General features: G+C 67.8%; 25 protein-coding genes. 10 read left to right on the top strand and 15 right to left on the bottom strand.

Annotated elements, in window-relative coordinates:
- The first annotated feature begins 60 nt into the window (after positions 1-60).
- On the top strand, positions 61-864 hold the full coding sequence (locus E6N53_RS07380) for a TrmB family transcriptional regulator (RefSeq protein WP_136589464.1): 804 nt from the start codon (positions 61-63) through the stop codon (positions 862-864).
- Positions 865-873: 9 nt separating this feature from the next.
- Here the strand turns inward: E6N53_RS07380 and mptA are convergent, their stop codons facing one another.
- Positions 874-1800 carry a GTP cyclohydrolase MptA gene (mptA, locus tag E6N53_RS07375; RefSeq protein ID WP_136589465.1) on the bottom strand — a complete coding sequence of 309 codons (927 nt, stop codon included), beginning with the start codon at positions 1798-1800 and terminating at the stop codon, positions 874-876.
- A 118-nt stretch (positions 1801-1918) separates the two neighbouring features.
- On the opposite strand from mptA, the gene E6N53_RS07370 reads away from it, so the two are divergent.
- Positions 1919-2695 (top strand): DUF7847 domain-containing protein, encoded by a 777-nt coding sequence (locus tag E6N53_RS07370; RefSeq protein WP_142858090.1) that lies wholly within the window; start codon positions 1919-1921, stop codon positions 2693-2695.
- On the opposite strand, the gene E6N53_RS07365 is transcribed toward E6N53_RS07370, so the two are convergent.
- From E6N53_RS07365 to E6N53_RS07355, 3 genes are all read right to left on the bottom strand, one after another.
- Complete coding sequence (locus E6N53_RS07365) at positions 2692-3111, bottom strand: DUF7124 domain-containing protein (protein ID WP_136589467.1); 420 nt, start codon at positions 3109-3111, stop codon at positions 2692-2694. The genes E6N53_RS07370 and E6N53_RS07365 overlap by 4 nt on opposite strands.
- A 54-nt stretch (positions 3112-3165) precedes the next feature.
- Positions 3166-3384, bottom strand: coding sequence for a DUF7979 domain-containing protein (locus E6N53_RS07360; RefSeq protein ID WP_136589468.1), 219 nt, complete (start codon positions 3382-3384; stop codon positions 3166-3168).
- Between the two features lie 199 nt (positions 3385-3583).
- A complete protein-coding gene (locus E6N53_RS07355; RefSeq protein ID WP_136589469.1) occupies positions 3584-4819 on the bottom strand; it encodes an NAD(P)/FAD-dependent oxidoreductase in 1236 nt (411 codons plus the stop codon).
- A gap of 230 nt (positions 4820-5049) precedes the next feature.
- Between E6N53_RS07355 and E6N53_RS07350 the strand changes: the two genes are divergently transcribed.
- Complete coding sequence (locus E6N53_RS07350) at positions 5050-5667, top strand: DUF6149 family protein (protein ID WP_136589470.1); 618 nt, start codon at positions 5050-5052, stop codon at positions 5665-5667.
- A gap of 216 nt (positions 5668-5883) precedes the next feature.
- On the opposite strand, the gene E6N53_RS07345 is transcribed toward E6N53_RS07350, so the two are convergent.
- Positions 5884-7248, bottom strand: a complete 1365-nt coding sequence (locus E6N53_RS07345; protein ID WP_142858088.1) for an NAD(P)/FAD-dependent oxidoreductase — start codon at positions 7246-7248, stop codon at positions 5884-5886.
- 189 nt (positions 7249-7437) lie between these two features.
- Between E6N53_RS07345 and E6N53_RS07340 the strand changes: the two genes are divergently transcribed.
- On the top strand, positions 7438-8316 hold the full coding sequence (locus E6N53_RS07340) for a homoserine kinase (protein ID WP_142858086.1): 879 nt from the start codon (positions 7438-7440) through the stop codon (positions 8314-8316).
- 128 nt (positions 8317-8444) lie between these two features.
- On the top strand, positions 8445-8579 hold the full coding sequence (locus tag E6N53_RS21430; RefSeq protein WP_268951691.1) for a hypothetical protein: 135 nt from the start codon (positions 8445-8447) through the stop codon (positions 8577-8579).
- Positions 8580-8627: 48 nt separating this feature from the next.
- Here E6N53_RS21430 and E6N53_RS20985 read toward each other — a convergent pair whose 3' ends face one another.
- Together E6N53_RS20985 and pdxS are read right to left on the bottom strand one after the other, a co-directional pair.
- Positions 8628-8792, bottom strand: a complete 165-nt coding sequence (locus tag E6N53_RS20985; RefSeq protein ID WP_201740130.1) for a hypothetical protein — start codon at positions 8790-8792, stop codon at positions 8628-8630.
- 121 nt (positions 8793-8913) lie between these two features.
- A complete protein-coding gene (gene pdxS / locus E6N53_RS07335; RefSeq protein WP_142858084.1) occupies positions 8914-9822 on the bottom strand; it encodes a pyridoxal 5'-phosphate synthase lyase subunit PdxS in 909 nt (302 codons plus the stop codon).
- A gap of 151 nt (positions 9823-9973) precedes the next feature.
- On the opposite strand from pdxS, the gene E6N53_RS07330 reads away from it, so the two are divergent.
- Together E6N53_RS07330 and E6N53_RS07325 are read left to right on the top strand one after the other, a co-directional pair.
- Positions 9974-10690, top strand: a complete 717-nt coding sequence (locus E6N53_RS07330) for a DUF1405 domain-containing protein (RefSeq protein ID WP_142858082.1) — start codon at positions 9974-9976, stop codon at positions 10688-10690.
- A 73-nt stretch (positions 10691-10763) separates the two neighbouring features.
- Complete coding sequence (locus tag E6N53_RS07325; RefSeq protein ID WP_142858080.1) at positions 10764-11819, top strand: hypothetical protein; 1056 nt, start codon at positions 10764-10766, stop codon at positions 11817-11819.
- 13 nt (positions 11820-11832) lie between these two features.
- Here the strand turns inward: E6N53_RS07325 and E6N53_RS07320 are convergent, their stop codons facing one another.
- The 6 genes from E6N53_RS07320 to E6N53_RS07295 form a co-directional block, all read right to left on the bottom strand.
- Complete coding sequence (locus E6N53_RS07320) at positions 11833-12750, bottom strand: HFX_2341 family transcriptional regulator (RefSeq protein ID WP_136589476.1); 918 nt, start codon at positions 12748-12750, stop codon at positions 11833-11835.
- Positions 12751-13354: 604 nt separating this feature from the next.
- Positions 13355-13921 carry a cysteine hydrolase family protein gene (locus tag E6N53_RS07315; RefSeq protein ID WP_142858078.1) on the bottom strand — a complete coding sequence of 189 codons (567 nt, stop codon included), beginning with the start codon at positions 13919-13921 and terminating at the stop codon, positions 13355-13357.
- A 2-nt stretch (positions 13922-13923) separates the two neighbouring features.
- Positions 13924-14739 carry a YqcI/YcgG family protein gene (locus E6N53_RS07310; RefSeq protein ID WP_142858076.1) on the bottom strand — a complete coding sequence of 272 codons (816 nt, stop codon included), beginning with the start codon at positions 14737-14739 and terminating at the stop codon, positions 13924-13926.
- Between the two features lie 57 nt (positions 14740-14796).
- A complete protein-coding gene (locus E6N53_RS07305; protein WP_136600971.1) occupies positions 14797-15195 on the bottom strand; it encodes a pyridoxamine 5'-phosphate oxidase family protein in 399 nt (132 codons plus the stop codon).
- A gap of 174 nt (positions 15196-15369) precedes the next feature.
- Positions 15370-16869 (bottom strand): sodium:solute symporter family protein, encoded by a 1500-nt coding sequence (locus E6N53_RS07300; RefSeq protein ID WP_142858075.1) that lies wholly within the window; start codon positions 16867-16869, stop codon positions 15370-15372.
- Positions 16862-17077, bottom strand: a complete 216-nt coding sequence (locus E6N53_RS07295; RefSeq protein ID WP_142858074.1) for a DUF3311 domain-containing protein — start codon at positions 17075-17077, stop codon at positions 16862-16864. The genes E6N53_RS07300 and E6N53_RS07295 overlap by 8 nt, the downstream gene beginning before the upstream one ends.
- Positions 17078-17314: 237 nt before the next feature.
- Between E6N53_RS07295 and E6N53_RS07290 the strand changes: the two genes are divergently transcribed.
- Both E6N53_RS07290 and dnaG read left to right on the top strand, forming a co-directional pair.
- Positions 17315-18052, top strand: coding sequence for a sugar phosphate isomerase/epimerase family protein (locus tag E6N53_RS07290; RefSeq protein WP_142858073.1), 738 nt, complete (start codon positions 17315-17317; stop codon positions 18050-18052).
- A gap of 113 nt (positions 18053-18165) precedes the next feature.
- Positions 18166-19689 carry a DNA primase DnaG gene (gene dnaG, locus E6N53_RS07285; RefSeq protein ID WP_142858071.1) on the top strand — a complete coding sequence of 508 codons (1524 nt, stop codon included), beginning with the start codon at positions 18166-18168 and terminating at the stop codon, positions 19687-19689.
- Here dnaG and E6N53_RS07280 read toward each other — a convergent pair.
- Entirely contained in the window at positions 19660-20157 is a 498-nt protein-coding gene (locus tag E6N53_RS07280) for a GNAT family N-acetyltransferase (RefSeq protein ID WP_142858068.1), read from the bottom strand. The genes dnaG and E6N53_RS07280 overlap by 30 nt on opposite strands.
- A 6-nt stretch (positions 20158-20163) precedes the next feature.
- Positions 20164-21510, bottom strand: a complete 1347-nt coding sequence (locus E6N53_RS07275) for a DUF92 domain-containing protein (RefSeq protein WP_142858066.1) — start codon at positions 21508-21510, stop codon at positions 20164-20166.
- Between the two features lie 185 nt (positions 21511-21695).
- On the opposite strand from E6N53_RS07275, the gene E6N53_RS07270 reads away from it, so the two are divergent.
- Positions 21696-22313 carry an undecaprenyl diphosphate synthase family protein gene (locus E6N53_RS07270; protein WP_136589486.1) on the top strand — a complete coding sequence of 206 codons (618 nt, stop codon included), beginning with the start codon at positions 21696-21698 and terminating at the stop codon, positions 22311-22313.
- Positions 22314-22389: the final 76 nt, after the last annotated feature.

Here is a 22389-nt window from a genome sequence, read left to right as displayed (position 1 = left end):
TCGCGAGACACGGAGATGAACTGTCGACGCGTTTTTATTCGATGGACGACGTGTGCGGATATGGCGACACTGCGCGACCTCGGGCTGTCCGAGTACGAAGCTCGGTCGTACCGGGCCCTGCTTCGCCTCGGCCCGGCGACGGCGAAGGAGCTCTCGCGGGCGAGTGACGTCCCGATGGGGCGGGTGTACGACGTCCTCAACAGCCTCGAACAGTGGGGACTGGTCCGGAGCCAGGCGTCGAGTCGGCCGAAGAAGTACATCGGCGTCGAACCCGAGACGGGGCTCGAGCGCCTCCTCGACGACAGGAAGTCCGAACTCGAGCGGAAGGCCCAGCAGTACGAGTCCATCGTCTCCGAGTTGTCGACGGAACTCGACGCACACCGCCCGGCCGACGAGCAGTTCTGGACCGCGGCGGTCGGGGCAGACGAGAGCGCAGACCTCCTCGTCGAACGCCTGGCGGCCGCCGACCAGCGGCTCATCATGGTCATCGGGACTCCCTCGCCGCAGTTCGATATCGGCCGGGTGAGCCAGCGGGTCGTCGACCGGCTCGACGAGGCGCTCGCCCGCGGCGTCGAGGTCTCGCTGCTCCTCTCGCCGGGCCTCGTCGACTCCATCCCCGAGACGGTCTGGGACGACTACCACGGCCGGCTGGTGACGAACGACGCATTCGAGGCGCGCGTCGACGACGCCATCACCGGCTCGTTCCACCTCATCGACGACGTCGAGGTCTGTCTCGAGGTGCCGAACCCGCTCGACCCGACGCAGGCGTTCGCGATGATCGCGCTCACCGACCCCGGGTTCACCTCGAACCTGCGGGAGACGTTCGACCGGCAGTGGGTGGATGCCGAGCCGCTGTCGCTGTGACGGAGCCGATTAGCCGTCGAGTTCCTCGCGGAGCTGTGCCATCGTCAGTTCGCGTTCGGCGTGGGCGTTGTGCTGGTGGATGGACTCGTCGTTCGACTGTTTCATGTGGATGACCGCGTCGTCCGGCAGATGGTCGAACTTCTCGACGCTCTGTTCGGCCAGAGAGCGCACGCAGTCCTCGACGAACTTCGCGTTCGCGTGGGCGTGGTACGTCATGTGGTCCTCGTCGGGGCGCTTCGCGAGGTTGTAGATGCGTGCGCTCATCGAGTCGCGCGCGATGTCGACGATGTCGATGAGGTCGACGTCGGGCGAGCCGTCGCTCGTCACGGTGAGCGTGGCGTGCCCGCGCTGTGAGTGACCGGGCTGGGGGACCTTCTCGAGGAACTCCTCGGTCGTCTCCTCGTCGACACCGAGGTCGAGCAAGGTCTCACGGGCGCGGGAGGCGGACATCCCCTGCGAGCAGGGACAGACCGTCATTCCGACGACTCGCGCGCCGATCTCCTCGCGGGTGCCCTCCTCGGTTGCGACCGCGGAGGCGATGATGTCGACACTGCTCTGGGTGGAGAGGCCGCTCTCGGGCGTGTCCTCTTTGAGGATGAGCTCCGCCTCCATGTGGACCTCCGCCGACGAGGTGTAGTCGTGTTTCGCGAGGAGGCGCTCTGCGGCGTCGCCGCAGACGTCTTCGACCCGGTAGGCGGGCTCGGAGACGGCCTCTTCGAGGACCTCGTCGATGACCTGCATGTTCCGGCTCATGTCGATTCCCTTTCTCCCCCCTGGGAGGTCGACGAACACCTCGAACTCGGCCATCAGGACGAGCGGGCGCTTCCCGTTGCGCGCGATCTTCACGAGCTTCTCGACGCCGGTCACGCCGACCTGGCTCAGCCCCACGGTCACGTCGGGCCGCGTCGCCTGCACGTCGGGCAGTTGGTGGCTCATTACCGGAGCCAAGGACCGGGCCTGATTATGGCTTTCGATGGGGTGAGTCGGCGCTCCACACGACGTTCAGTCACTCTACCGACAGTATTTTGCCGGGGGACCGTGGAGTGAGGCCCGCATGTCCCTCCAACTCGGTTCCGCCCTGAAACGCGGCGCCACCCAGCTCTTCAGCCGGAGCGGTGCCGTCATCGTCCTCGCGTACGCGGTGACGATGCTCGTCTACCAGTTGAGCTTCAACACCCTCCTCCAGCCCGTCATCGCCGGGCTGACGCCGCCGGGTGCCGAGGCACCGTCGGCTGGGCTCGTCACGCTCCCGCTTCCCGGTGCCGTCGCCGGTGGCCTGCTCGCCCTCTCGCTGGTCGTGGCCACCGTCGTCGGCGTCGTGGCCGTCCGGACGTTTGTCGCTCGCGAGCGCGGACAGATCCCCCGACGCTTCCTCACGGAACGACTCCCTTTCGCCGTCGTCAACCTCTTCGTCGGCGGCGTCGCCTTCCTGCTGGTCGTCCTCGTCGGGTCGGTCCTGCTGGTCGTCCCGGGAATCATCGCCTACATCAGCCTGATCTTCATGGTGCAGTTCGTCGCCGTCGAGAACGTGAACTTCGTCACGGCGATGCGGCGGAGCTGGCGGCTCACGCGGGGCAACTGGATTCGCCTCTTCGTGCTGCTTACCATCCTCGTCGCGATGATATTCGCCGTGACGTTCGTGTTCAACTTCGGCGTCGGCCTCGCGCTCGGGTCGGCCGGCGCGGGTCTCGCCGGCATCGCCGTGGCGATGGTGAACGTCCTGACGACGCTGTACCTGCTCGCGGTACTCTCGGACGCGTTCGTCCAGCTCCGCGACGGGGAGTCGTCGACGCAGGGGCCGCGACCGACGACTGACGCCCTGGGTGCCTAGGGCCAGTCGTCGCGGCCGTCGTCCTCGAACGGGTCCGCTTCGGGTTCCTCGTCACCGAGTGCCCACTCCGCGGCCGCAGCGGCCTGTTCGACCGGGAGGTACTCCCAGTCGGTCTCCTCGGCGGCCGCACGGTCGTCGTCCGTGGTGCCGACGTAGACGTGCCGGTCGGTGTCGAACTGCCGCTTGACGTTCTCGAGGCTCTCTGTGACCCCACGAGGACCGGAGAAGAAGTCCTGTCTGATGCGGTGTTTACGGGTGTAATTCGTCACGACGTACGTCGGCTGTTCGCTCACGACGCCGACGTACTTGGTCCACTGTCGAGCGTCGGAGAACGCCGCCGTCGGGTCCGAGAGCGCTTTGAGCGCGTCTAACTCGAAGGCGAGCGTCATCGTTCCGCTCGTATCGCCGCCGTCCATACCGGAAGGAACAGGGCACGGCGAAAAACGGCTTCGCTTCCGGCCAGGCGGGCGCTAGTCGACGCGGTAGTACTCCGTGAAGACGACGACGTCGACGGCAGTGAGCGACGGGGCGTGGACGGTGGCTGGCCGACCCTCGGCGGCGGCGATGACGGCGCGCTTCGCCCGCGGGGTGAGCTGGTCGAAGTGGCGGACCTCGTCGCGCGCGGCGACCTCGGTGGTCGGGACGAGCGTGACGTGCCCGTCGAGCGTCTGTCCTGCGGAGCGTGACATGCGTTAGCAAAAGACATGTCGAGATATAAACGTTGCCCCGGGGGGCGGCAGACGGAACAAGTCGGTCGAGGCCGAGTCGAGGAATCGAGGGACGAGAGCGCGTGTCGGAGGGGGGCGAGGGCTCGAAGCGGAGGCCGGATCCGCCGCGACGCGACCCGCCGGGGCGACTGGGCGACGCAGTCGCCTGGCCGCGCCGGTGTTACTGCTGGGCGGGTGCGACCTTGTCGAGGTCGACGCGCTTCTCCAAGAGGACGTCCTTCTGGTCGGAGACGACGCGCTCCTCGCGCATCAGTTTCTTGTACGCCGACTGCGCGGAGAGGTCGCCGACGAGGACGCCGCCGATGATCTTACCGTCTTTGAACGTGATGCGACGCCAGGTGTTGTCCTCGTACTTCATCTCGGCGTCATCGTCGCCGAGGGTCGGATGTCCGAACGAGAGGAAGGGGAAGTCGAAGTGCGTGATGGAGTACGAGGAGACCCAGCGGAACTCCTCGGAGCCGTAGTCGACCATGTTCTTCGCGGCGATGGTCCCTTGCTCTTTCGCGCTGCCCCACGCGCCGTTCTGGGTGCGCTCGCCGAGGATGACGTCGTGGAACTCCGTGATGTCGCCGGCGGCGAAGATGTCGGGGTCGTTCGTCTGCATATACTCGTCGACGACGATGCCGTCGTCGCACTCGACGTCGGTGCCCTGCAGGAGTTCGACGTTGAAGTCGAGGCCGATGGCGATTCCCACGAAGTCCGAGTCGTAGCGGTCGCCGTTGGGGTCGACAGTGGCGACGACGTGGCCGTCGTCGTCGGTCTCGAAACGGTCGACGCCCGAGCCGAAGACCGGCTTCACGCCGCGTTCTTCGAGGGCGTCGTGGATGATCTCGGCACCGTCGGGCGACAGCGCGTAGCGCCACCAGCACTCGCCGCGCATCAGGTAGTGCGCGTCGATACCCTGGGCGGCACAGATGGCGGCGAGGTCGATTCCTAACAGCCCTGCACCGACGACGACGCCGGTGTCGGAGTTCTCGGCGTGCTCGCGGATGGCGCGGGCGTCCTGGAACGTCCAGAAGTGGTGGATACCGTCCGCGTCGGAGTTCTCGACCGGGAGTTGCGTCGGCGTTCCGCCGGTGGCGACGAGGAGTTTGTCGTACTCGATCTCCTCCCCCTCGTGCGTCGAGAGGGTGTGCGCGTCGGGGTCGACGTTCGTCACGACCGTGTTCAGCCGCAGGTCGATGTCGCGGTCGTCGTACCACGAGTCTGAGTGGATGGAGATGGGGGCCTCGGGGAGTTTGCCCTTTGCGAACTCCTTGATGAGGATCCGGTTGTACAGGGCCTCGCCCTCGTCTGTGATGACGGTGACATCGGCGTCTGGCGCCTCCTCACGGAGCGTCTCGGCCGCGGAGGAACCCGCGATGCCGTCGCCGATGATCACATACGACTGGCTCATATTCCGCACGTTGTAGTTCGGGGTTAATGTGGATTGCTATCCGTGCATCATCCGCGAGAATCGGTCCGGGACCGCCCAACGGAGGTGCTCGGAGGCTGAAACGGTCGTCAGGAGCCCCCTGCGGCCGGAGAGTCGACGGCCCGACAGCCCCCTGCAACCGACAGGCAGGAGTCGGCCGTGGCAGCTCGTGCCGCAACCCTTACCCGAGTTCGCTCCAAGACTCGGACGTAATGAAGATACGCCAGAACCTCCGACACTGGGCGGCGAAGAAGGCGCTCACCACCCCCGTCGTCGGTGACATCGCCCGCGACAAACTCGTCGACCTCCACGTGGACGTCTTCGGCCGGAAGGCCGAGGAGGGTCGTCGCGAGGAACGGGAGGCGCACATGGCCGACTTCTTCCACTGCACGTTCGACACGTACGTCGCCGCGCTCGACGCCGGCTTCACCGAGGCCGAAGCGCGGGAGGTGACTCACGTGCAGGCCAACTTCGACTTCTACAACCACGGCTGGACGGAGATGATGGAGTTCCCGGCCGACGAACTCGAGGCGCACTACGAGCGCTACGAGGAGTTCTTCCGCACGTACGACATCACCATCGACGACCCGCTCGGGGACTTCCGCACGCGGACCATCCCGAGCGCACCGTCGACGCCCGAGAAACTCGACGCGCCCGAACACCCCCACGCGGAGGGCGGCTTCGCCGACGACGTCTACGTCGAGGACGAGGAGGGTAACCTCCACGTCGGTGACGCCATCGACCCCGACGACGACGAGGTCGACGTCACCGCGGCCCCCGGGATGCACGACGTCGACACCGACGACCCCGAAGACGCGAAGGCCGACTGAGGCCGGTGTGGCGGGCCGTCGTCCCGCTCTCTCCGCCGCGGTATCGCCGTCCACCCTGCTTCGGCAGGGCGAGACCTCTCGTTCCTCTCCAGGCTGTCACGCTCGACGTCCCTCCCAGGCCGCGGTACCGACGAGTCTGGCGACGGGAGACCGGTCAGTCGCCGTTCCCGTCGGCCGCGCCGCGAGCGCGGCGTCCCTGTGTGATGCGGTGGGCGGCTACTCCTCGCCGGACCCGTCCGCGACGGCCCGACTCTCCTCGGGCGTCGACTCGCTTGCCCGGGCGTCGATGCGGTCGGCGCACTCGAAGCCGGCGACGATTCCTCCGTTCAGGGAGCGTTCCGGGTACTGCGCCTGCGAGGCCATCCCCGCGTAGTACAGGCCGTCGGCGACCGCACCGAGGTCGTACGGGACGACCTTCTCCAGATACCCCCGCTCGTAGACGGGGGCCGCACGCGGGTTGCGCGCGAGGCGGAACTGGGTCACCGAGTCGCGGGAGAAGTCGGGGAACATCTCCTCGAGGTGGGTGAGCCACTGCTCTCGTATCTCCTCGTCCGTCGACTGCCACAACTCCTCGTCGTACGACTGGATGTAGCTCGCGACGTAGAGGAGGTGCTGGCCGCCGTATCTGTCCGGCGGGACGAAGTTGGTGTGCTCGATGAGCGCGCCGAACGGCGCGTCGTGGGCGATGTTCAGCCAGTAGGTGTCCGTCAGCGGCCGGTCCATCGTGACGACCGCACACACCGCCCCCTGGAAGTCGATGTCGCACGCGTAGCCGCAGAGCGACTCCAGGACGTTCGGCATCGCCGCGACGACGACGCCCTCGGTGTCGTGGGTCGTCGACTCACCCTCGTACTCGACAGTCAGCGTCGAGACGGCACCGTCGGCGAGACCGAGGTCGGTGACCCGCGCGCCCGTCGTGATGTTCTCGCGGCCGACCGCGTCGACGAGGGCGTCGACGAAGGGGGCGAACCCGCCGTCGAAGTAGCCGAGCACCTCGCCGCGGAGGAGGTCGCGCTCGCCGCGGAACTTGATCCGCCCGAGCAGCCACGCCGCGCTCACGTCCTCCTTCCGCGAGCCGAACTTCGCGTCGAGCAGCGGTTCGAAGAAGTTCTCGTACACGCCTTCGGTGGCGTGGTCGACGATGAACTCGCGGATGGGGACGTCCTCGTACGCCGCCAGCGACTCGTAAGAGTCGAACCGCGGCGGGAACTCGCGGAGGTCGACCCCGAGCGTGAGCATCCCCAGGCGGAACTTGTCGTACAGTGAGAGGTGGGGGTACGCGAGGATCTCCCAGGGCGTGTCGAGCGGGTGGACGACGCCGTCGACGTAGTAGGCGTTCTTCCCGACGAGCCACTCGAGGCGGTCGTCGACGCCCAGCTCCTCGGCGAGGTCGACGATGGTCTCTTCGGACTTCGAGAGGTGGTGGTAGAACGCCTCGATACGGTCTCCGGGCGTCTCGTACGTCGCGGCGAGCCCCCCGAGCTGGTCGGCGGCCTCGAAGACGCGGACGTCGTGGCCCTGCTGTCTGAGACGGTACGCGGCGGCGAGGCCGGCGATTCCGCCGCCGACGACGTGTTTCATCGTCTGGGGTTGGAAGCGAACGTGTTAGGACCTTGTGGTTCGGCCGCTCGCCACCGTGGGCTCTCGGAGCCACCGACGGCGAGAGACGCCGTGTGCGGGGTTCTCGCCGGCGAAATCGGAGGTTCGAGCCCGTGTCGCCGACACTGGTGCTTCGCTACCTTTTTACTCGCCGTTCGTAAAAGTCGGTGCATGCTGTCGGTCAGGGCACCCGCGACGAGCGCAAACCTCGGGAGTGGCTTCGACGTGTTCGGCGTCGCCCTCGACCGACCCGCCGACGTCGTGCGCGTCGAGAAGGCCGACGAGACGACCATCGAGGTGACGGGCGTCGGTGCGACGTACATCCCGACCGACCCCGACGGCAACACCGTCGGTGCCGTCGCCGAGGCGCTCGACGCCCCGGCGCACATCCACATCAACAAGGGGGTTCGCCCCTCGTCGGGACTCGGGTCGTCGGCGGCCTCGGCGGCGGCGGCCGCGCTCGCGCTGAACGAACTGTACGACAGAGGGCTCACGAGAGAGGAACTGGTCCCCATCGCGGCCAAGGGTGAGGCGGTGGTCTCCGGCGAACCCCACGCCGACAACGTCGCCCCCTCGCTCCTGGGCGGCTTCACCATCGCCTCGGGCGACGGAATCACCTCGGTCGACGCCGACATCCCGCTCGTTGCCTGCCTCCCCGAGATAGCCGTCTCGACCCGCGACGCGCGGCGGGTCGTCCCCTCGACGGCCGAGATGACCGACCTCGTCGACACCGTCGGCCACGCCGCGACGCTCACCGTCGGGATGTGCCGGTCGGACCCCGAACTCGTCGGGGAGGGGATGACGGACGAGATCGTCACCCCCGCCCGGGCGGGACTCATCTCCGGGTACACCCAGGTCCGCACAGCCGCGTTCGACGCCGGCGCGACCGGCGTGACGGTCTCGGGTGCCGGCCCCTCGGTCATCGCGGCCTGCTACGACGGGGACCGCCGGGCGGTGGCGGGCGCGATGCTCGACGCGTTCGCCGACGTCGGCGTCGACGCCCGCGCCTACCAGACGCGGATCGGCCGCGGCGCTGAGGTGCTGAAGTAACAGCGACCCGGGCCCATCGTGGCTCCGATGGCCGACAGGACACGGCGACGAGAGCGCGAACCAGCCCCGTCCGGACCCAACTATTATTGAGGACAAACGTCAACTCCGACGTGGCGGGGTGGACTCCGATGCCCATCGCACCACACTATCCGTCCGACGAGCCAGCGGAAGACGAAGACTCACCGGACTTCGGCGAAATCGTCGACCGCATTCTCAACGGTGGAGACAGCCCGAACCCGGTCGTCTCCGCCACGGGTGTATAGCTCGTCGACCACATCCACGGTCCGTTTCTTTCGGTCGACCCGGGCGCGTCAGGGTCGGTCCCACTCGTAGAACCACCAGGCGATGCCGAGGAGCATCAGGCCGATTCCGAGAGTGGAAGTCGCCGGTTCGGGGATGACGAAGAGGACGAACCCGACGATGATGAGCGCGGTCGGTTCGAGTTCGTCCCAGTAGTTCGCGAGTGAGAATCCCATACGGAACGGAGTTCGACCGGGTGCGTAATGTGTCTTGTCACTCCGTTGAATGGGCGGTCGGCGCGTCGAGAGCGCAGTCGACTACGGGTAACCCGACCGAGGGCGTGAGAGCGGCCGGTCCTCAGACGCCGCGACCCTGGAGCTTCTCCTCTTCGGGCATGTCGACGTTCGACTCGCCCTTCATCCCCTTGCCGATGTTCGTCGAAATCTCCGCCAGCGCCTCGGGGTCGTCCCAGTTGGTGACCGCTTCGACGACGGCGCGGCCCATGGCCTCGGGGTTCTCCGCGCCGAAGATGCCGGAGCCGACGAAGATGCCGTCACACTCGTGGTACATCATGAGCGCCGCGTCGGCCGGGGTGGCGATACCGCCCGCGGCGAAGTTCACGACGGGCAGGCGGCCCATCTCGGCCGTCTCGTGGACGAGAGCAGCGGGTGCCTCGTGTTCGCGTGCCCACTTCTCGCGCTCGTCGTACTGCAGTCCCATGACGGAGCGGATCTGGTGTTTGATGGTCCGCTGGTGGGTGACGGCCTGGTTGACGTCGCCGGTGCCGGCCTCGCCCTTCGTGCGAATCATCGCCGCGCCCTCGTCGATGCGACGGAGCGCCTCGGGGAGGTTTCGGGCACCGCAGACGAACGGGGCGGTGAACTCGCGCTTGTCGATGTGGTACTCGTTGTCTGCGGGGGTGAGGACCTCGCTCTCGTCGACCATGTCGACCCCGAGGGCCTCGAGGATCTGTGCCTCGGTGTAGTGACCGATGCGGGCCTTCCCCATCACCGGGATGGAGACGGCGTCGATTATCTCGGACACCTTCTCCGGGTCAGGCATGCGCGAGACGCCGCCGCGCTTGCGGATGTCGGCGGGAACAGCCTCGAGCGCCATGACCGCGACGGCACCGGCTTCCTCGGCGATGCGGGCCTGTTCGGCGTTCACCACGTCCATGATGACGCCGCCCTTCTGCATCTGCGCGAAGCCACGCTTGACGAGGTCGGTTCCCCGTCGAAGCTCTTCCAGGTCGGTCTCTTCGGCCATATCGGGGGCTTGGACCGGACACACTTAAACCGTGCTTTCGGCCCCACCGGTCGGGTGAGACGTCCGAGGAGTGCAACACCACGACCCGGGGCAGACCCGGCGACCGCACGGGACCGCCATGGCTTTGTCACCCCCCTCCTTTCGATGGGTCATGGCCACGGCTCGACGTCGCCTCGTCGAACTGTTCGACGGCGACGGACTCCCCGCGCCCGCGGACCTCCCCCGGTGGCTCGCTCCCCTCCCCCGGTCGGTGGAGAACCTCGGGCTCAACCTCGTCCCGCTCGTCGTGCTCACCAACCTCGTCGGGACGGCGTTCGGCTTCTGGTACTACCGCTTTCAGTTCTCGATCGAACCGACGGTGATGTGGCCGCTCGTCCCCGACTCGCCGGTCGCGACGCTGTTCATCGCGCTCGCGTTCGGCGCGTGGTATCTCGGCCGGCCTAACGAGTATCTCAACGCGCTGGCCTTCTTCGGCTGTCTCAAACTCGGCGCGTGGACGCCGTACGTGCTCCTCGTCTTCAAGCAGGACTTCTCGTACCTCCACCCGGCGATGTACAACTTCCTCTTCTGGAGCCACCTCGCCATGGTCGTCGAGGCGTTCGTCATCCACCGGTTCTCTGCCTTCCCGGTCAAGGCGGTGCTCGTCGCTCTCGTCTGGTACGGCGTCAACGACCTCGTGGACTACTTCGTCCCCGTCGTCGGGACCCCACACCACACGCTCATTCCGGCCGAACCCATCGTCGACGGCGTCGTCCAGCACGTCTCGCCAGCGCACGAACTCGCCGCCGCCGGTGCCGTCGTGCTGACGCTCACCGCGACGTTCCTCGCGCTGTCGACACGGGTGAAACTGCTCGAAGCGGCGCGCTGAGCGGAGGCTCGGACGGCCGCGGTAACCCGTGTGTCACCTGACGTTTTAAGCCCGAACCCGCGATAAGAGACGTATGGACTTCTCACGGGTCGCCGACCTCCCGCTCACCGTCGAGTCAGTCGACATCGCCCAGCACGCGCGCGACACCTCCAGCGGCTTCCACCGGAAGTCGACGACGTTCGTCCTCTCTGGAGCGGGCGAGACGGGCCGCGGCGAGGACGTGACGTACGACACGGAAGACCACGACGCGCTCGCGGCCGCGTGGGAGTCGGCGGGGTACGACCTCGCCGGCGAGTACACCGTCGCGTCGTTCTCGGCTCGGCTCGACGACATCGACCTCTTCCCGACGAAGGCCCCCGAACGCGAGACCGCCCACCACTACCGTCGATGGGGCCTCGAATCAGCCGGACTGGACCTCGCGCTCCGACAGGCCGGCGAGAGTCTCGGCTCCGCCGTCGGCCGCGAGTACGACCCCGTGCGGTTCGTCGCGTCGACCCGGCTGGGCGAGCCGCCGTCGACGACTCGGGTGGACGCGATACTCGACCGTGTCCCCGACATCGAGTTCAAACTCGACCCCACGACGGACTGGACGCCCGACATCGTCGACGCACTCGCCGAGACGGGTGCCGTCCGAATCCTCGACATCAAGGGCCAGTACGAGGGGACCGAGGTCGACCAGGAGCCCGACGCCGACCTCTACCGGCTCGTCTTCGAGGGGTTCCCCGACGCCGTCGTCGAGGACCCGGCGCTCGTCGACGAGACCACAGCCATCGTCGAAGCGCACACGGAACGACTCTCGTGGGACCTCCCCATCACCGGTGTCGAGTCGGTCGAGTCGCTCCCGTACCCCCCGAACTGGCTGAACATCAAACCCTCGCGCTTCGGCACCGTCAAATCGCTGTTCGAGACGCTCGCGTACGCCGAGCGAGAGGGGATACAGCTGTACGGCGGCGGGCAGTTCGAACTCGACGTCGGGCGCGCGCACATCCAGGCGCTCGCCTCACTGTGCTACCCCGACGGCCCCAACGACGTCGCGCCGGGCGTCTACAACGACCCGGAGCTCCCCGAGGAGCTGCCGGCGAGTCCGCTCGAACCCCGGGCAGACGAGCCGGTCGGCCTGGACTTCTGAGCGGGCCGAACGGTCAGGTCCGGTCGGTGTGGGCGCGTACCCACAGCTCGCCGATGCGCGAGAGCCGGGTGCGGTATGACTTCCCACGCTCTTCCTGCTCGATGTACCCCTTCCCGCCGGGGCCGAGTCGGTCGACGTTGTAGATGACCTTCGACCGGAAGGAGTCGGTGTACTCCTCGTCGAGTTCCGCCGCGAGCGCCTCGGCGAGTTCCGACACCGACTCGAAGACGCCCCGCTCGCCGAGTTTGAACAGGATGACCTCCTCGAACGGCTTGACGTTCGAGAAGGAGGCGACGGGGAGTTCGACGATGTGGTTCTCACCGATGCGCTTTGCGCCGATAGTCGTCCCGCGCTCGTCGAACTCCTCGAGGAGGTTCGACGCGGCGTCGAGGCGCGCCTCGACCCGCTCGCGGGCGACGTCGACGGTGACGTCGCTCGCCTCGTCCGCGTCGTCGAGCAGTTCGGCGAGGAGGTCCCTGCCCGCGCGGAGTTCCTCGGCGAGTTCGGTCTCGAGGTACTTCTCCGGGGCCGTGTAGTAGGTGTGGATTCGCTCGCGGTCCTCCTGGCGCTCGACCATGATGGAGTGGGCGGCCGTCGCGAACGCGAAGGAGACGGGCCGCGGCATGGCGCTGACGTTCACCCACACCTCCGCGCCGGTGTCGAGTTCGGCGTTGATGAGCGCGTACGCCTGCTCGAACGCCGCGTCGTAGTCGTAGACGTCGTCGACGACGACACGCTCCGTTTCGGCACCGAGGAGGTTCTGGAAGTCCTTCTCGAGTTTCTTCGAGAGGTGACGCGAGTACTCGACGTTCGCCTCGCTCCCGACGGCCCCTTCGAGGAGGACGACGCGGTCGACGTCGAACTGGTCCCGGATGAGCGGCGCGATGAGGCGGTCGTAATCGAACCCCACCGGGACGATGTGCGTCTGCATACGTGGTACGGAGGCGTGGTAGTTATAAAAACCACCAGACTCCTGACCGTTGAACCGTACATCCACATTGGTCCGGGTCTACGCCGTCACTGGCTTCTGTCGGACGACGAGGGCGACTTCGTACCGGGATACGCGACACGAGTGCTCTCAGATTTATCTGTGTCAACAGTACAGATTAGTGTGCGTCGCCTGAAATTTCAGAAGAAGTCGGCCAGCACACGCTCGAACCAGTCAGAGAACACGATGAAGAACCTTGTCCCGTCTGTGGAGAGGTACGTGTGGTCAATCAGAGCTACCTAGCAGGCCCCGACGACGAGTTCCAGTGTCCCGACTGCGGCTCAATTGTGGGCGTTCCAGGTTCCGAAATGGACCCGCTAAAATCGCGCGCCCACTCTAACAGAGAGCTGAGCCGCCAGGGCGGTGAAACCGCAGTCACCGAAGCGGCAGAGTCGCTTCGAGCCGTTCGTTCACGAAGGCCTCCCCAGCCGATTCCGTCGTTCCCTCGTTTCACTCGGTCACTCAGTCGGCCCGCACGCGGTGTCGGCGCGGCACGGAGGCCACGCCGTCACACGCCACCGTCACCGGTCCAGCTACCGAATCCGTCTCATCCCTCCAGCGCCGTCAACACGTCGTCAGTCGTCGCCACGTCGGCGAACTCCCCCGAGAGGTGTGCCAGCGCCGTCCGGTGTACCAGGTCGGCGTCGAACGTCTCGCCGTCGAGTTCACGCTCGTGGGTCGCCGTCGCGTCGCTCACCACCACGGGCGAGAAGCCCAGGTTCTCGGCCATCCGCGTCGTCGTCGAGATACAGTGGTCGGTCGTGAGACCGACGACGACGACGCTCTCGTGGCCGTGCGCTCGGAGCCACTGTTCTAGTTCGGTCCCGACGAAGGCGCTGTTGACCCGCTTGACGAACGTCTGCTCGCCCGCGCGGGGTTCGAGGTCGGGTTTCCACGCGAAGCCGGGGGAATCACCACGCAGGGGGGAGTTCTCCTCGGTCGAGTCGTGGCGCACGTGGACGACCGGCAGTTCCGCCGAGCGCCACGCGTCGAGCAACCGAGCGGTCTGGGCCTCCGCGTCGGGGTTGTTCCGCTCCCCCCAGCGGGGGTCGTCGAAGCCCGTCTGGAGGTCGACGAGGAGCAGAACGGGGGCGGCGGGAAGCGAGAGCGACATCGTCAGTCCGCCGCCGTCTCGGGTCCCGCGTCGAGCGGCGTCGAGACGGCCTTCGGATGCTCGCGGGAGATGGTGAGCGGGCACTCGTCGGGGAACTGTTCGTCGTTCGCCGAGAGCATGTACTGGACCCACTCGCGGTCGCCCTCGACGCCCCAGTCGCCGAGGTCGGCGTGGGGGCAGACGCCGTCGTAGTCGGAGAGGCGACCCTGGATGACGTCGCGGGCGCGCTGTCCCGCGTCCGTGTCGTGGGTAATCCCGTCGAACAACTGCCGGGGCTGGAACGTGATTTCGAGCCCCACGGGGCAGTACCGGCTCTTGCGCTCGCCGTAGAAGGGCGCACGACAGGTCGGGAACATCGGTTCGCCGCCGAAGCAGAACTCCCAGTGTGGGTCGTCGGGGTCGGTCGGGATGTCGTCGGGCCACGGCTCGGGGTCGTGGACGTGGAGGAACTGCAGGACGTGCCAGAGGCGTTCGTGATATTCGGACTCGGTCTCGGCCGCGTCGGGCTTGAAGAAGACGACGAACGAGGCGCTCGGCGCGTGGTCGTCGTAGGTCGCGAGATACTCGAGGAGGGTGTCGCGGAAGGCGAGCAGCGCGTCCTTGTCGGTGACCGACTCCACCGCCGAGTAGAGCGGCCACCCCTTCTCGACGGATTCGACGCCGAAGAAACAGGGAAAGGGGGAACCGTTTCGCTCCCCGAGGAGGCCGTCGCGGAACGAGGTCCAGTGGGCGGCGACCCAGTCGGGCGCGTCGCCGGCCTCGACGCGTGCCGCGAGCGTCTCCTGGTCGAGCAGTCCCGAGAAGCCCGATTCGTTCATACCCGGTGTTGGGCGCGACGGACAAAGCCCCTTCGAACCGCTAGCCCGTCGGGCAGGTCAGGGGCCGGTGTAGACGCGTTCTGGCGCGATTTTGAGGATGACGCGTTCGGACTGGATGGGGTTCGGATACTCGTCTTCGCCCATGTATCGCTTGGCGAGAGCGTCGATGTGGTCGCGTGCGCCGTCGGTCGTGACCTCGTCCACGTCGCCGAACACCGAGAGGAAGCGATAGGGGTTGTCGGGGTCGACCATGCTGACCCCCACCTTGGGGTTGGCCTCGACGTTCTTCGTCTTGCGGCGCTCGCGTTCGGTGTTGATCAGGAGGTGACCCGTCTCGGCGTCGTAGTCGACCCAGACGGGGGTGACGTGCGGGTAACCCATCGGCGTCATCGTCGCGAAGTGCGCGAACGTGGCCTTCTCGAAGAGGTCGTGGACGTCATCGGGTAGCTGCGCCATGTGAAATAAACTCGTGGTGACATTTTCTATAGTAGACTTTGAAAGAATCCACTCACTCGATTGCCAGGGCCTATTGTGAACCCGTTGGGACGGCCAGAGCGACGCAATCGGCTGCGAAGAGTTTCAAAGTCTACTGTAGCTACCGGCGAGAACGGGTGTTCGTCGGGTGGCGACTCAGTCGGCCTGGAGCGCGTCGCTGTCAGTGAACCGCGCGGCCTTCTCTTCCGGGGCGGCCGTCGTCACGAGCGAGACGCCGACGGTCAGGACGAGCGAGAGCGCCATCCCGTAGAGGGCGTAGTCCCACCCGAGATACGTCGCGGGGAGCGAGCCGAAGACGTGTGCGAGGTAGAACGCCTGCGAGCCGAGGATACCCGCGATCATCCCCAACCGGGTGGTCCGCGCCCAGTAGAGCGCGACCATCACCGGGAGCGCGAGCTGGGCGTAGCCGCCGAAGGCGGTGTCGCCGATGCTGACGAGGAGGTCAAAGCCGCCCCCGCCGGCCCCACCGGCGACGAACAGCGACGCGACGAACGAGAGTACGGCGAAGGCGACGACGCCGAGTCGGGCCACCCACCCCTCCTTCGTCTCCGAGGCGTCGGGGTTCAAAAGTGGGCGGTAGAGGTCCCGGGTCAGGTACGACGACCCCGAGAGGAGCATCGAATCCGACGAGGACATCATCGCGGCCATCGCCCCGGCGATGACGAGCGCGGCGAACCACGCGGGCGTGTACTCGTTCAGGAGGGCCGGGATGACGTTCCCACCCTCCGGCACCGCGACCCCGAGGCCGGCAGCCCACGACCCGAGCAGGAAGGCGGGGACGAAGAGGAGAAGAACGAGCACGGGCCACAGCGCGAACGAGCGCTTCAGCACGCGGTCGTCCCTTGCGACGAAGAACCGCTGGTTGATCTGCGGGAACATCGTGACGCCGAACGCGATGGTGACGGCGCTCGCGATCATCCACTGGACGGAGTACAGTCCCCCGCCCAGCGCGACGAAGTCGGGCTTCTCGGTCGCCAGTTGCGCTCCGACGGCCGAGAGGCCGCCAGCACCGGTGACGACCCACGCCGCAGCGACCCAGACGACGCCGAGCATGAACACGCCCTGGAGGGTGTCGGTCCACGCGACGCCTCGGAGGCCGGCGACGACCACGTAGAGTATCATGAACACCGTGATGAGCGCCGCGCCGGCCCAGTAGGGGACGGCACCGTCGGTGAGGCCGACGAGCGCCTGCCCGCCGCCGACCTGCTGAAGCATCACGTACGGGAAGAGCCAGAAGAGCGAGACGCCGGCGACCAGGGCACGGAGCGTCGTCGAGCCGAAGCGGTCGCCGAGCATCTCGCCGAGGGTAACGTAGCCGAACGTTCGGCCGACGAGCCACTGCTTGTAGCCGACGACGTACCAGAGGATGGCGAAGAGGATGCCGTCCATGAGTCCCATCACGAGAATCCACTCGGGGCCGGCACCGTAGGCGAGGTTCGGGCCGCCGAAGAAGGTGAACGCGGAGAGCAGCGTCGCGAACGTGGTGAAGAGCAGGACGACGGTCCCCATCGACCGCGAGGCGAGGTAGTAGTCCTCGGCCTCGTTACTCGTCAGTCGGTACGCGAGGAGGCCGATACCCAGCGCGAGGACGAGATACGCCCCGACGATGCCGAGCGAGAGGCCGAGGTCAGCCATGTCGCACCCCCATCCCGCGGTCCCACGCCCCACGGGTGAACAGCGCGAAGGTGCACGCGGCGAGGGCCATCCAGCCGATGTGCCACCACAGCCACACGGGAAGCCCGGCGACGACAGTCGCATCGCCCCACAGGAACCACGGAATCGCTCCGACCACGAGGAGCGCGAAGACCGGTATCCAGAGGTAATCCGTTCTCGGTCGGCTCATACAGAGCAGATAATCGTCAGTTGCACCTAAAGGTTGTTGTTTCTAATTCGGTGTGGAGTATTGAAGAAAGATTTTCTTCACACTATCCGGTTGAGCGAATTGGGAGATTCATAGGGTGCGAGACACCTGAAAGACGTGGAGAGACGAGGAAAGGGGCGAGACGAGGGTGTGAGCGGCCCGACGGTGGAGGAACGACGAGAACCGTCGCTTTTTGTCGGCGGTGAGAAACCCACCCGCATGCAGTATGCGACACAGCTCTACACCCTCCGGTCGCTCCCCCTGACAGAACGCTGTCGGCCGGTCGCCGACGCGGGCTTCGAGGGTGTCGAACCCGTCGGTCTGTCCGAGCGTTCGACCGACTGCGCGGCACTCGGCCTCGGCGTCCCGGCGGTCCACGTCGGCGTCGGAGTGATCGACGCGGACCCCGGCGGCGTCGTCGAACAGGTGCAGGCCGTCGGGACGGACACCGTCGTCGTCCCCATCGTCGACGAGGCAGCGTTCGCGCCGACGGCGGTCGAGGGGACCGCCGCGCGACTCGACGCGCTCGCCGGCAGGGTCGAAGCAGCCGGCGGGCGGCTGCTGTACCACAACCACGAGTTCGAGTTCGGTAGCATCGAGGAGAGCGAAGAGACGCCGTTCGAACGGGTCGTCGCCGCCACGACGCGGCTGGGCTTCGAACTCGACGTCGGCTGGGCGACGGCCGCTGGCGCGGACCCGGTGTCGCTCCTCGAGCGGTTCGGCGCGCGCATCCCTCTGGTCCACCTGAAGGACGTCCGCGTCGAGAGCGACGCCCCGCGTGGGGGCGTCCCCGTCGACCTCGGCGCCGGAGACGTCGACCTCGCGGGAGTGCTGGCGGCCGCCGCGGAAGCGGACGTCGAGTGGGTCGTGTTCGAGCACGACGACCCCGCGGAACCGGTCAGGACAGTGCGTGAAGCGGCGGTGTGGCTCGAACGGGAGCCGTCAGAAGCACGATAGGTATTTCCACGCTGAGCGGCTAGTATTCAGTCAGCCGTGGAACCGACCGCGGCCTCGTCACCATCACCATCATCGCCTCCACCCGGAGGCAGCTTCACCACGCGACAGTAGCCATGGACGACACAGCCAAATATCTCATTCACGCGGCCATCACGACCGACGGCATCGTCGAGCGGAGCGACGTCGTCGGTGCCATCTTCGGACAGACAGAGGGACTGCTCGGCGACGAACTCGACCTCAGGGACCTCCAGCAAGCGTCGAAGGTCGGGCGAATCGACGTCGAAATCGAGAGCGAGGGGGGCCAGTCGTTCGGCCACGTCACCATCGCCACGAGCCTCGACCGCGTCGAGACGTCGATTCTCGCCGCCTCCCTCGAGACGATCACCAGAGTCGGCCCCTGCCGGTCGGAGGTCCGCGTCACCGACATCGAAGACGTCCGCGAGGCCAAGCGCCGGGAGGTCGTCGAGCGGGCGAAAGAGCTCCTCGCCGAGTCGTTCAGCGAGAGTATCATGACCTCCACGGAGATACTCGACGAGGTCCGCGAGAGCGTCCGCGTCGAGGACATCACCGAGTACGAGGGGTTACCCGCCGGTCCCAACGTCGTCGACTCCGACGCCATCGTCGTCGTCGAGGGACGGTCGGACGTCCTCACGCTGCTCAAGTACGGCATCAAGAACGCCATCGCCGTCGAGGGAACGAACGTCCCCGACGCCGTGGCGGACCTCACCCAGCACCGGACGGTCACCGCCTTCCTCGACGGCGACCGCGGCGGCGAACTCATCCTGCGGGAACTCGTGCAGGTCGGCAACGTCGACTACGTCGCGTTCGCCCCGAGCGCGAAGTCCGTCGAGGACCTCGACCGCACGGCGGTCATGTCGGCGCTCCGTGACAAGGTCCCGTACGAGACGTTCGCGACGGGCGGTGAGGACGGCGCGGACGCGGTCATCGATGCGCTCTCGGGCGGCGACGCGGCCGAATCGGAACCGACCGACGGGGATGCGGCCGACACCGAGCCGACGGCGGACGGCGACACCGAGAGCGACCACGCCGGCGACTCCGGCTCCGAGACCGACGACGCGTCGGCACCGACGGTCGCCGAGACCGATGGGGCCGGGGCGGTCGTCACGTCGGGCGCGGAGGGACGGACGGCTCCGACTGTCGCCTCCGATTCCGTCGACGAGACCGACGCGGAGCGGGGAAGCGAGGAGGACGCCGACGCTGACACGGACACTGACGCCGACGCAGGGGAACCGGACGCCGACACGACCGACGCCCCTGCCGGCGCGGCCGACGGCGAGCGGGCGGTCGGAGGCGACGAGGATGTCGGGACGCTCCGTGGCGTCGCGCGCGACGTCATCGCGGCGGAGACCGACCAGGCGTGCCTGACAGACGACGCGTTCCGCGTGGTCACGTCGGGACCGGCCGGGGAGGCGTTCGACCTCCTCAAGGACGCCGAGCAGCCCCCCTACGCGGTGTTCGTCGACGGCGAGGTGACACAGCGGCTCCTCGACGTGGCCGCCCAGCGCGGCACCGAGCACGTCGTCGGGCGCTCGCTCGGCGAGTTCGTCAAGCGGCCGGTGAGCGTCCGCATCCGGACCGCAGAGCAGCTACTCGGGGCGCGGCCGGCGGGCGAGTAAGAGCCCGGGCCCGTCGTCGAAGAAGCTCGGAAGCGTCCGCGACACCTCGAACCCGAACCGGTCGTAGAGCGCCCGCGCCGCCTCGTTGGCCGGCGCGACGGTGAGCGTCACCGTCGCCGTCGGGTGCGTGGAGAGGACCGTCGCGAGGAGTGCCGAGGCGTGGCCGTTCCGTCTGGCTCCGGGCGCGACCACGAGTTCGGCGACGTGTGTCGTCGGCGTACCGTCTTCGGGTGCGTCGGCCGCGGTGCCGCTCGCGACCGGGACACCGCCGTCGCCGGTGACGGCGAGCAGGTAGCCAACCGGTGTGTCCACGTCGTCGACGGCGACGAGGCACTCGCCGAACGTCCCGGCGAGGGACGCGCCGAGGAGCGCCGGTGCGGGCTGGTCGAGGTGCTGCTGGAGTCGGCGGAGCGTGGACTCGTCGTCGGGGCGAGCAGGCCGGACGGCCGGAGCGGTCGGTGGTGCCATCGAGGGTCAGACGAGGGCCGCGAGCGCGATACCACCGCTGACGAGCGCGCCGGAGAGCGTCGCGAGGAGGTTGACGGCCTCGTTGCCGATGCGGTCGCCCTCCAGCGTCGCGCCGAGGAGACTATCGACGGTCATGCCCGCGACGCCCCCGACGACCACGGTCCCGGCGGCGAGCGGGGCCGCGCCCGAGAGCGGCATGAGCACGAGTGCGAGGCCGGCGACGAGCGCCGCACCGACGACCCCGGCCACCTCACCCTGCCAGGTGACTGCGCCGTCGGTCCCCGGCGGGACCGGCTGGAAGGTCGTGATGAGCCGCGGGCTGTCGTACAGGCCACCGATCTCCGAGGAGAGCGTATCGCTCATCGCGGCCGCGATGGAGCCGGCGAAGGCGAAGCCGAACGCGGTGTCGGCCGGGACGGGCAGCGAGAGCTGCGCGGAGGCGGCGAAGCCGACGACGGCGACGAACGCGACGGCGGCGTTCCCGAGGACGTTCGAAGACCCGCGCGCGCCCTCGTTGTCCTCGGCGACGCCGCGGTCGAGTTTCTCGTCGTAGCGGAACTTCGTCGAGAGCCCGCCGACAGAGAAGAACGCGATGAGGACGACGAACCAGCCGAAACTCCCGAGTACGATGGTGAGGAGGCCGAGGAGGACACCGGTGAGCATCCCCGTCACCGAAGCAGTGCCGAGCGCGTAGGAGGCGTACCCGAGCGCGACGGTCACGGCGAGCGCGACGGCGATTTCCAGGGGGTCGACGCTCACGACGAGCGCGTCGAAGACCCACACGAGCAGCCCCGTCGACAGGAGCACGACCGGGTCGTCGCGCTCGTACAGCACCGAGCGGACGAGTGCCGCGACGAGCGTCCCGCAGGCGGCGACGAAGACGAAGCCCGGCGTCGACGCGACGAGCGCCGGGAGCGTGGCCGCGCCGGCCACGACGGCGACGAGCCCCTGGCCGACGACGGCCGCGGGGAAACCGAGCGCGGCGAAGCCGGCCACGGTGGCGAACGGACCGTCCCGCCGGGTGCTGGCGAGCTGTCCGCCCAGGTTGCCGTAGGTGATGCCGACGACGGTCGCGACGAAGACCGTCAGCGGCATCGAGTCGCGGGGGACCGTCGCGAGGAGCGCGAGGCCCGTCGCAGCGAGCGAGACGCTCGCGAGCCCGTTGAGTCGGCCGTCCTCGCGGTCGCCGGGCCGAGCGAAGAGTTCGAACAGCGGCCCGTCGGTGATGACGAAGGCGGCGAGGAGCGCGATGGCCGCGAACGGGGCGGCGGCGGCGACGCCGAGCGCGGGCGCTGCGAGCGAGAGCGTGCCCACGGCGGCGAAGCCGCCTGCCCGCCGGAGCGTCGAAGTCACACCGCTTGCTTCCCCGGACGCACACTTAACGGTCCCGACACCGATTCGACGGACTGAACGCCGACGGGACTGGCCCCTCGAGAGCGATGGAGGAACGGCGAGCAGCGCGAGCGGGACGCCGTCGAGAGAGTGAGCGAAGCGACCGAACCCGACGGGGTTTAGTTGGCGGGTGAAGACCACCACACGTGGGCCTGTACGACCGGTACCTCGCCGTCCGCCACCGGCTCCACCCCGAGGAGCCCCCGAAACACGTCGCCGTCATCATCACCGAGCGTGACCTCCTCGAACAGGGCGCGTACGCGACGCTGGAGGAGTTCCTCTCGTGGGCGTTCGAGTACGGTGCCGAGCGGGTCACCATCTCGGTGAGCGTCCTCGACGAGGCCGTGGTCCCGACCCTGGAGCGCGAACTGCTCGAGGTCGACGCGCCGCGGCCCCTGGCGGTGCGTCAGCCCGGCGACACCGAGCCCGCGACGGAACCCATCCAGGTGAGCGTCGGGCTCGGGGGGAAACACGAGTTCGCCGAGGCGGTCCGGGCGCTCGCCGAGACGGTCGAGGGCCACGACGTCGACCCGGCGATGATCGACGAGGTCGACGAGACAGACATCGAGGACCGCCTCGTCTTCCGCGACGAGCCCGACCTCGTCATCAAGACCGGAGCCGAGCGGCTCTCGGACTTCATGATCTGGCAGTCCGTCTACGCGGAGCTGTACTTCACCGACGTCAACTGGCGCGACTTCCGTCGACGGGACTACCTCCGGGCGGTGCTGGACTACCAGAACCGGAACCGACGGTTCGGTCGGTGAGCGTCAGCGAGCCGTCCGAGCGGCGAACGGCGAGCGGTGGCGAGCCGTTCGGACGTTCGGACGACAGCGACTGGGT

Origin of the sequence: Salinigranum halophilum (assembly GCF_007004735.1) — an archaeon.
Taxonomy (GTDB): Archaea; Halobacteriota; Halobacteria; order Halobacteriales; family Haloferacaceae; genus Salinigranum; species Salinigranum halophilum.
Note: the sequence above shows the minus strand (reverse complement) of the source record. Positions and strands in the feature narration are given on the sequence as shown.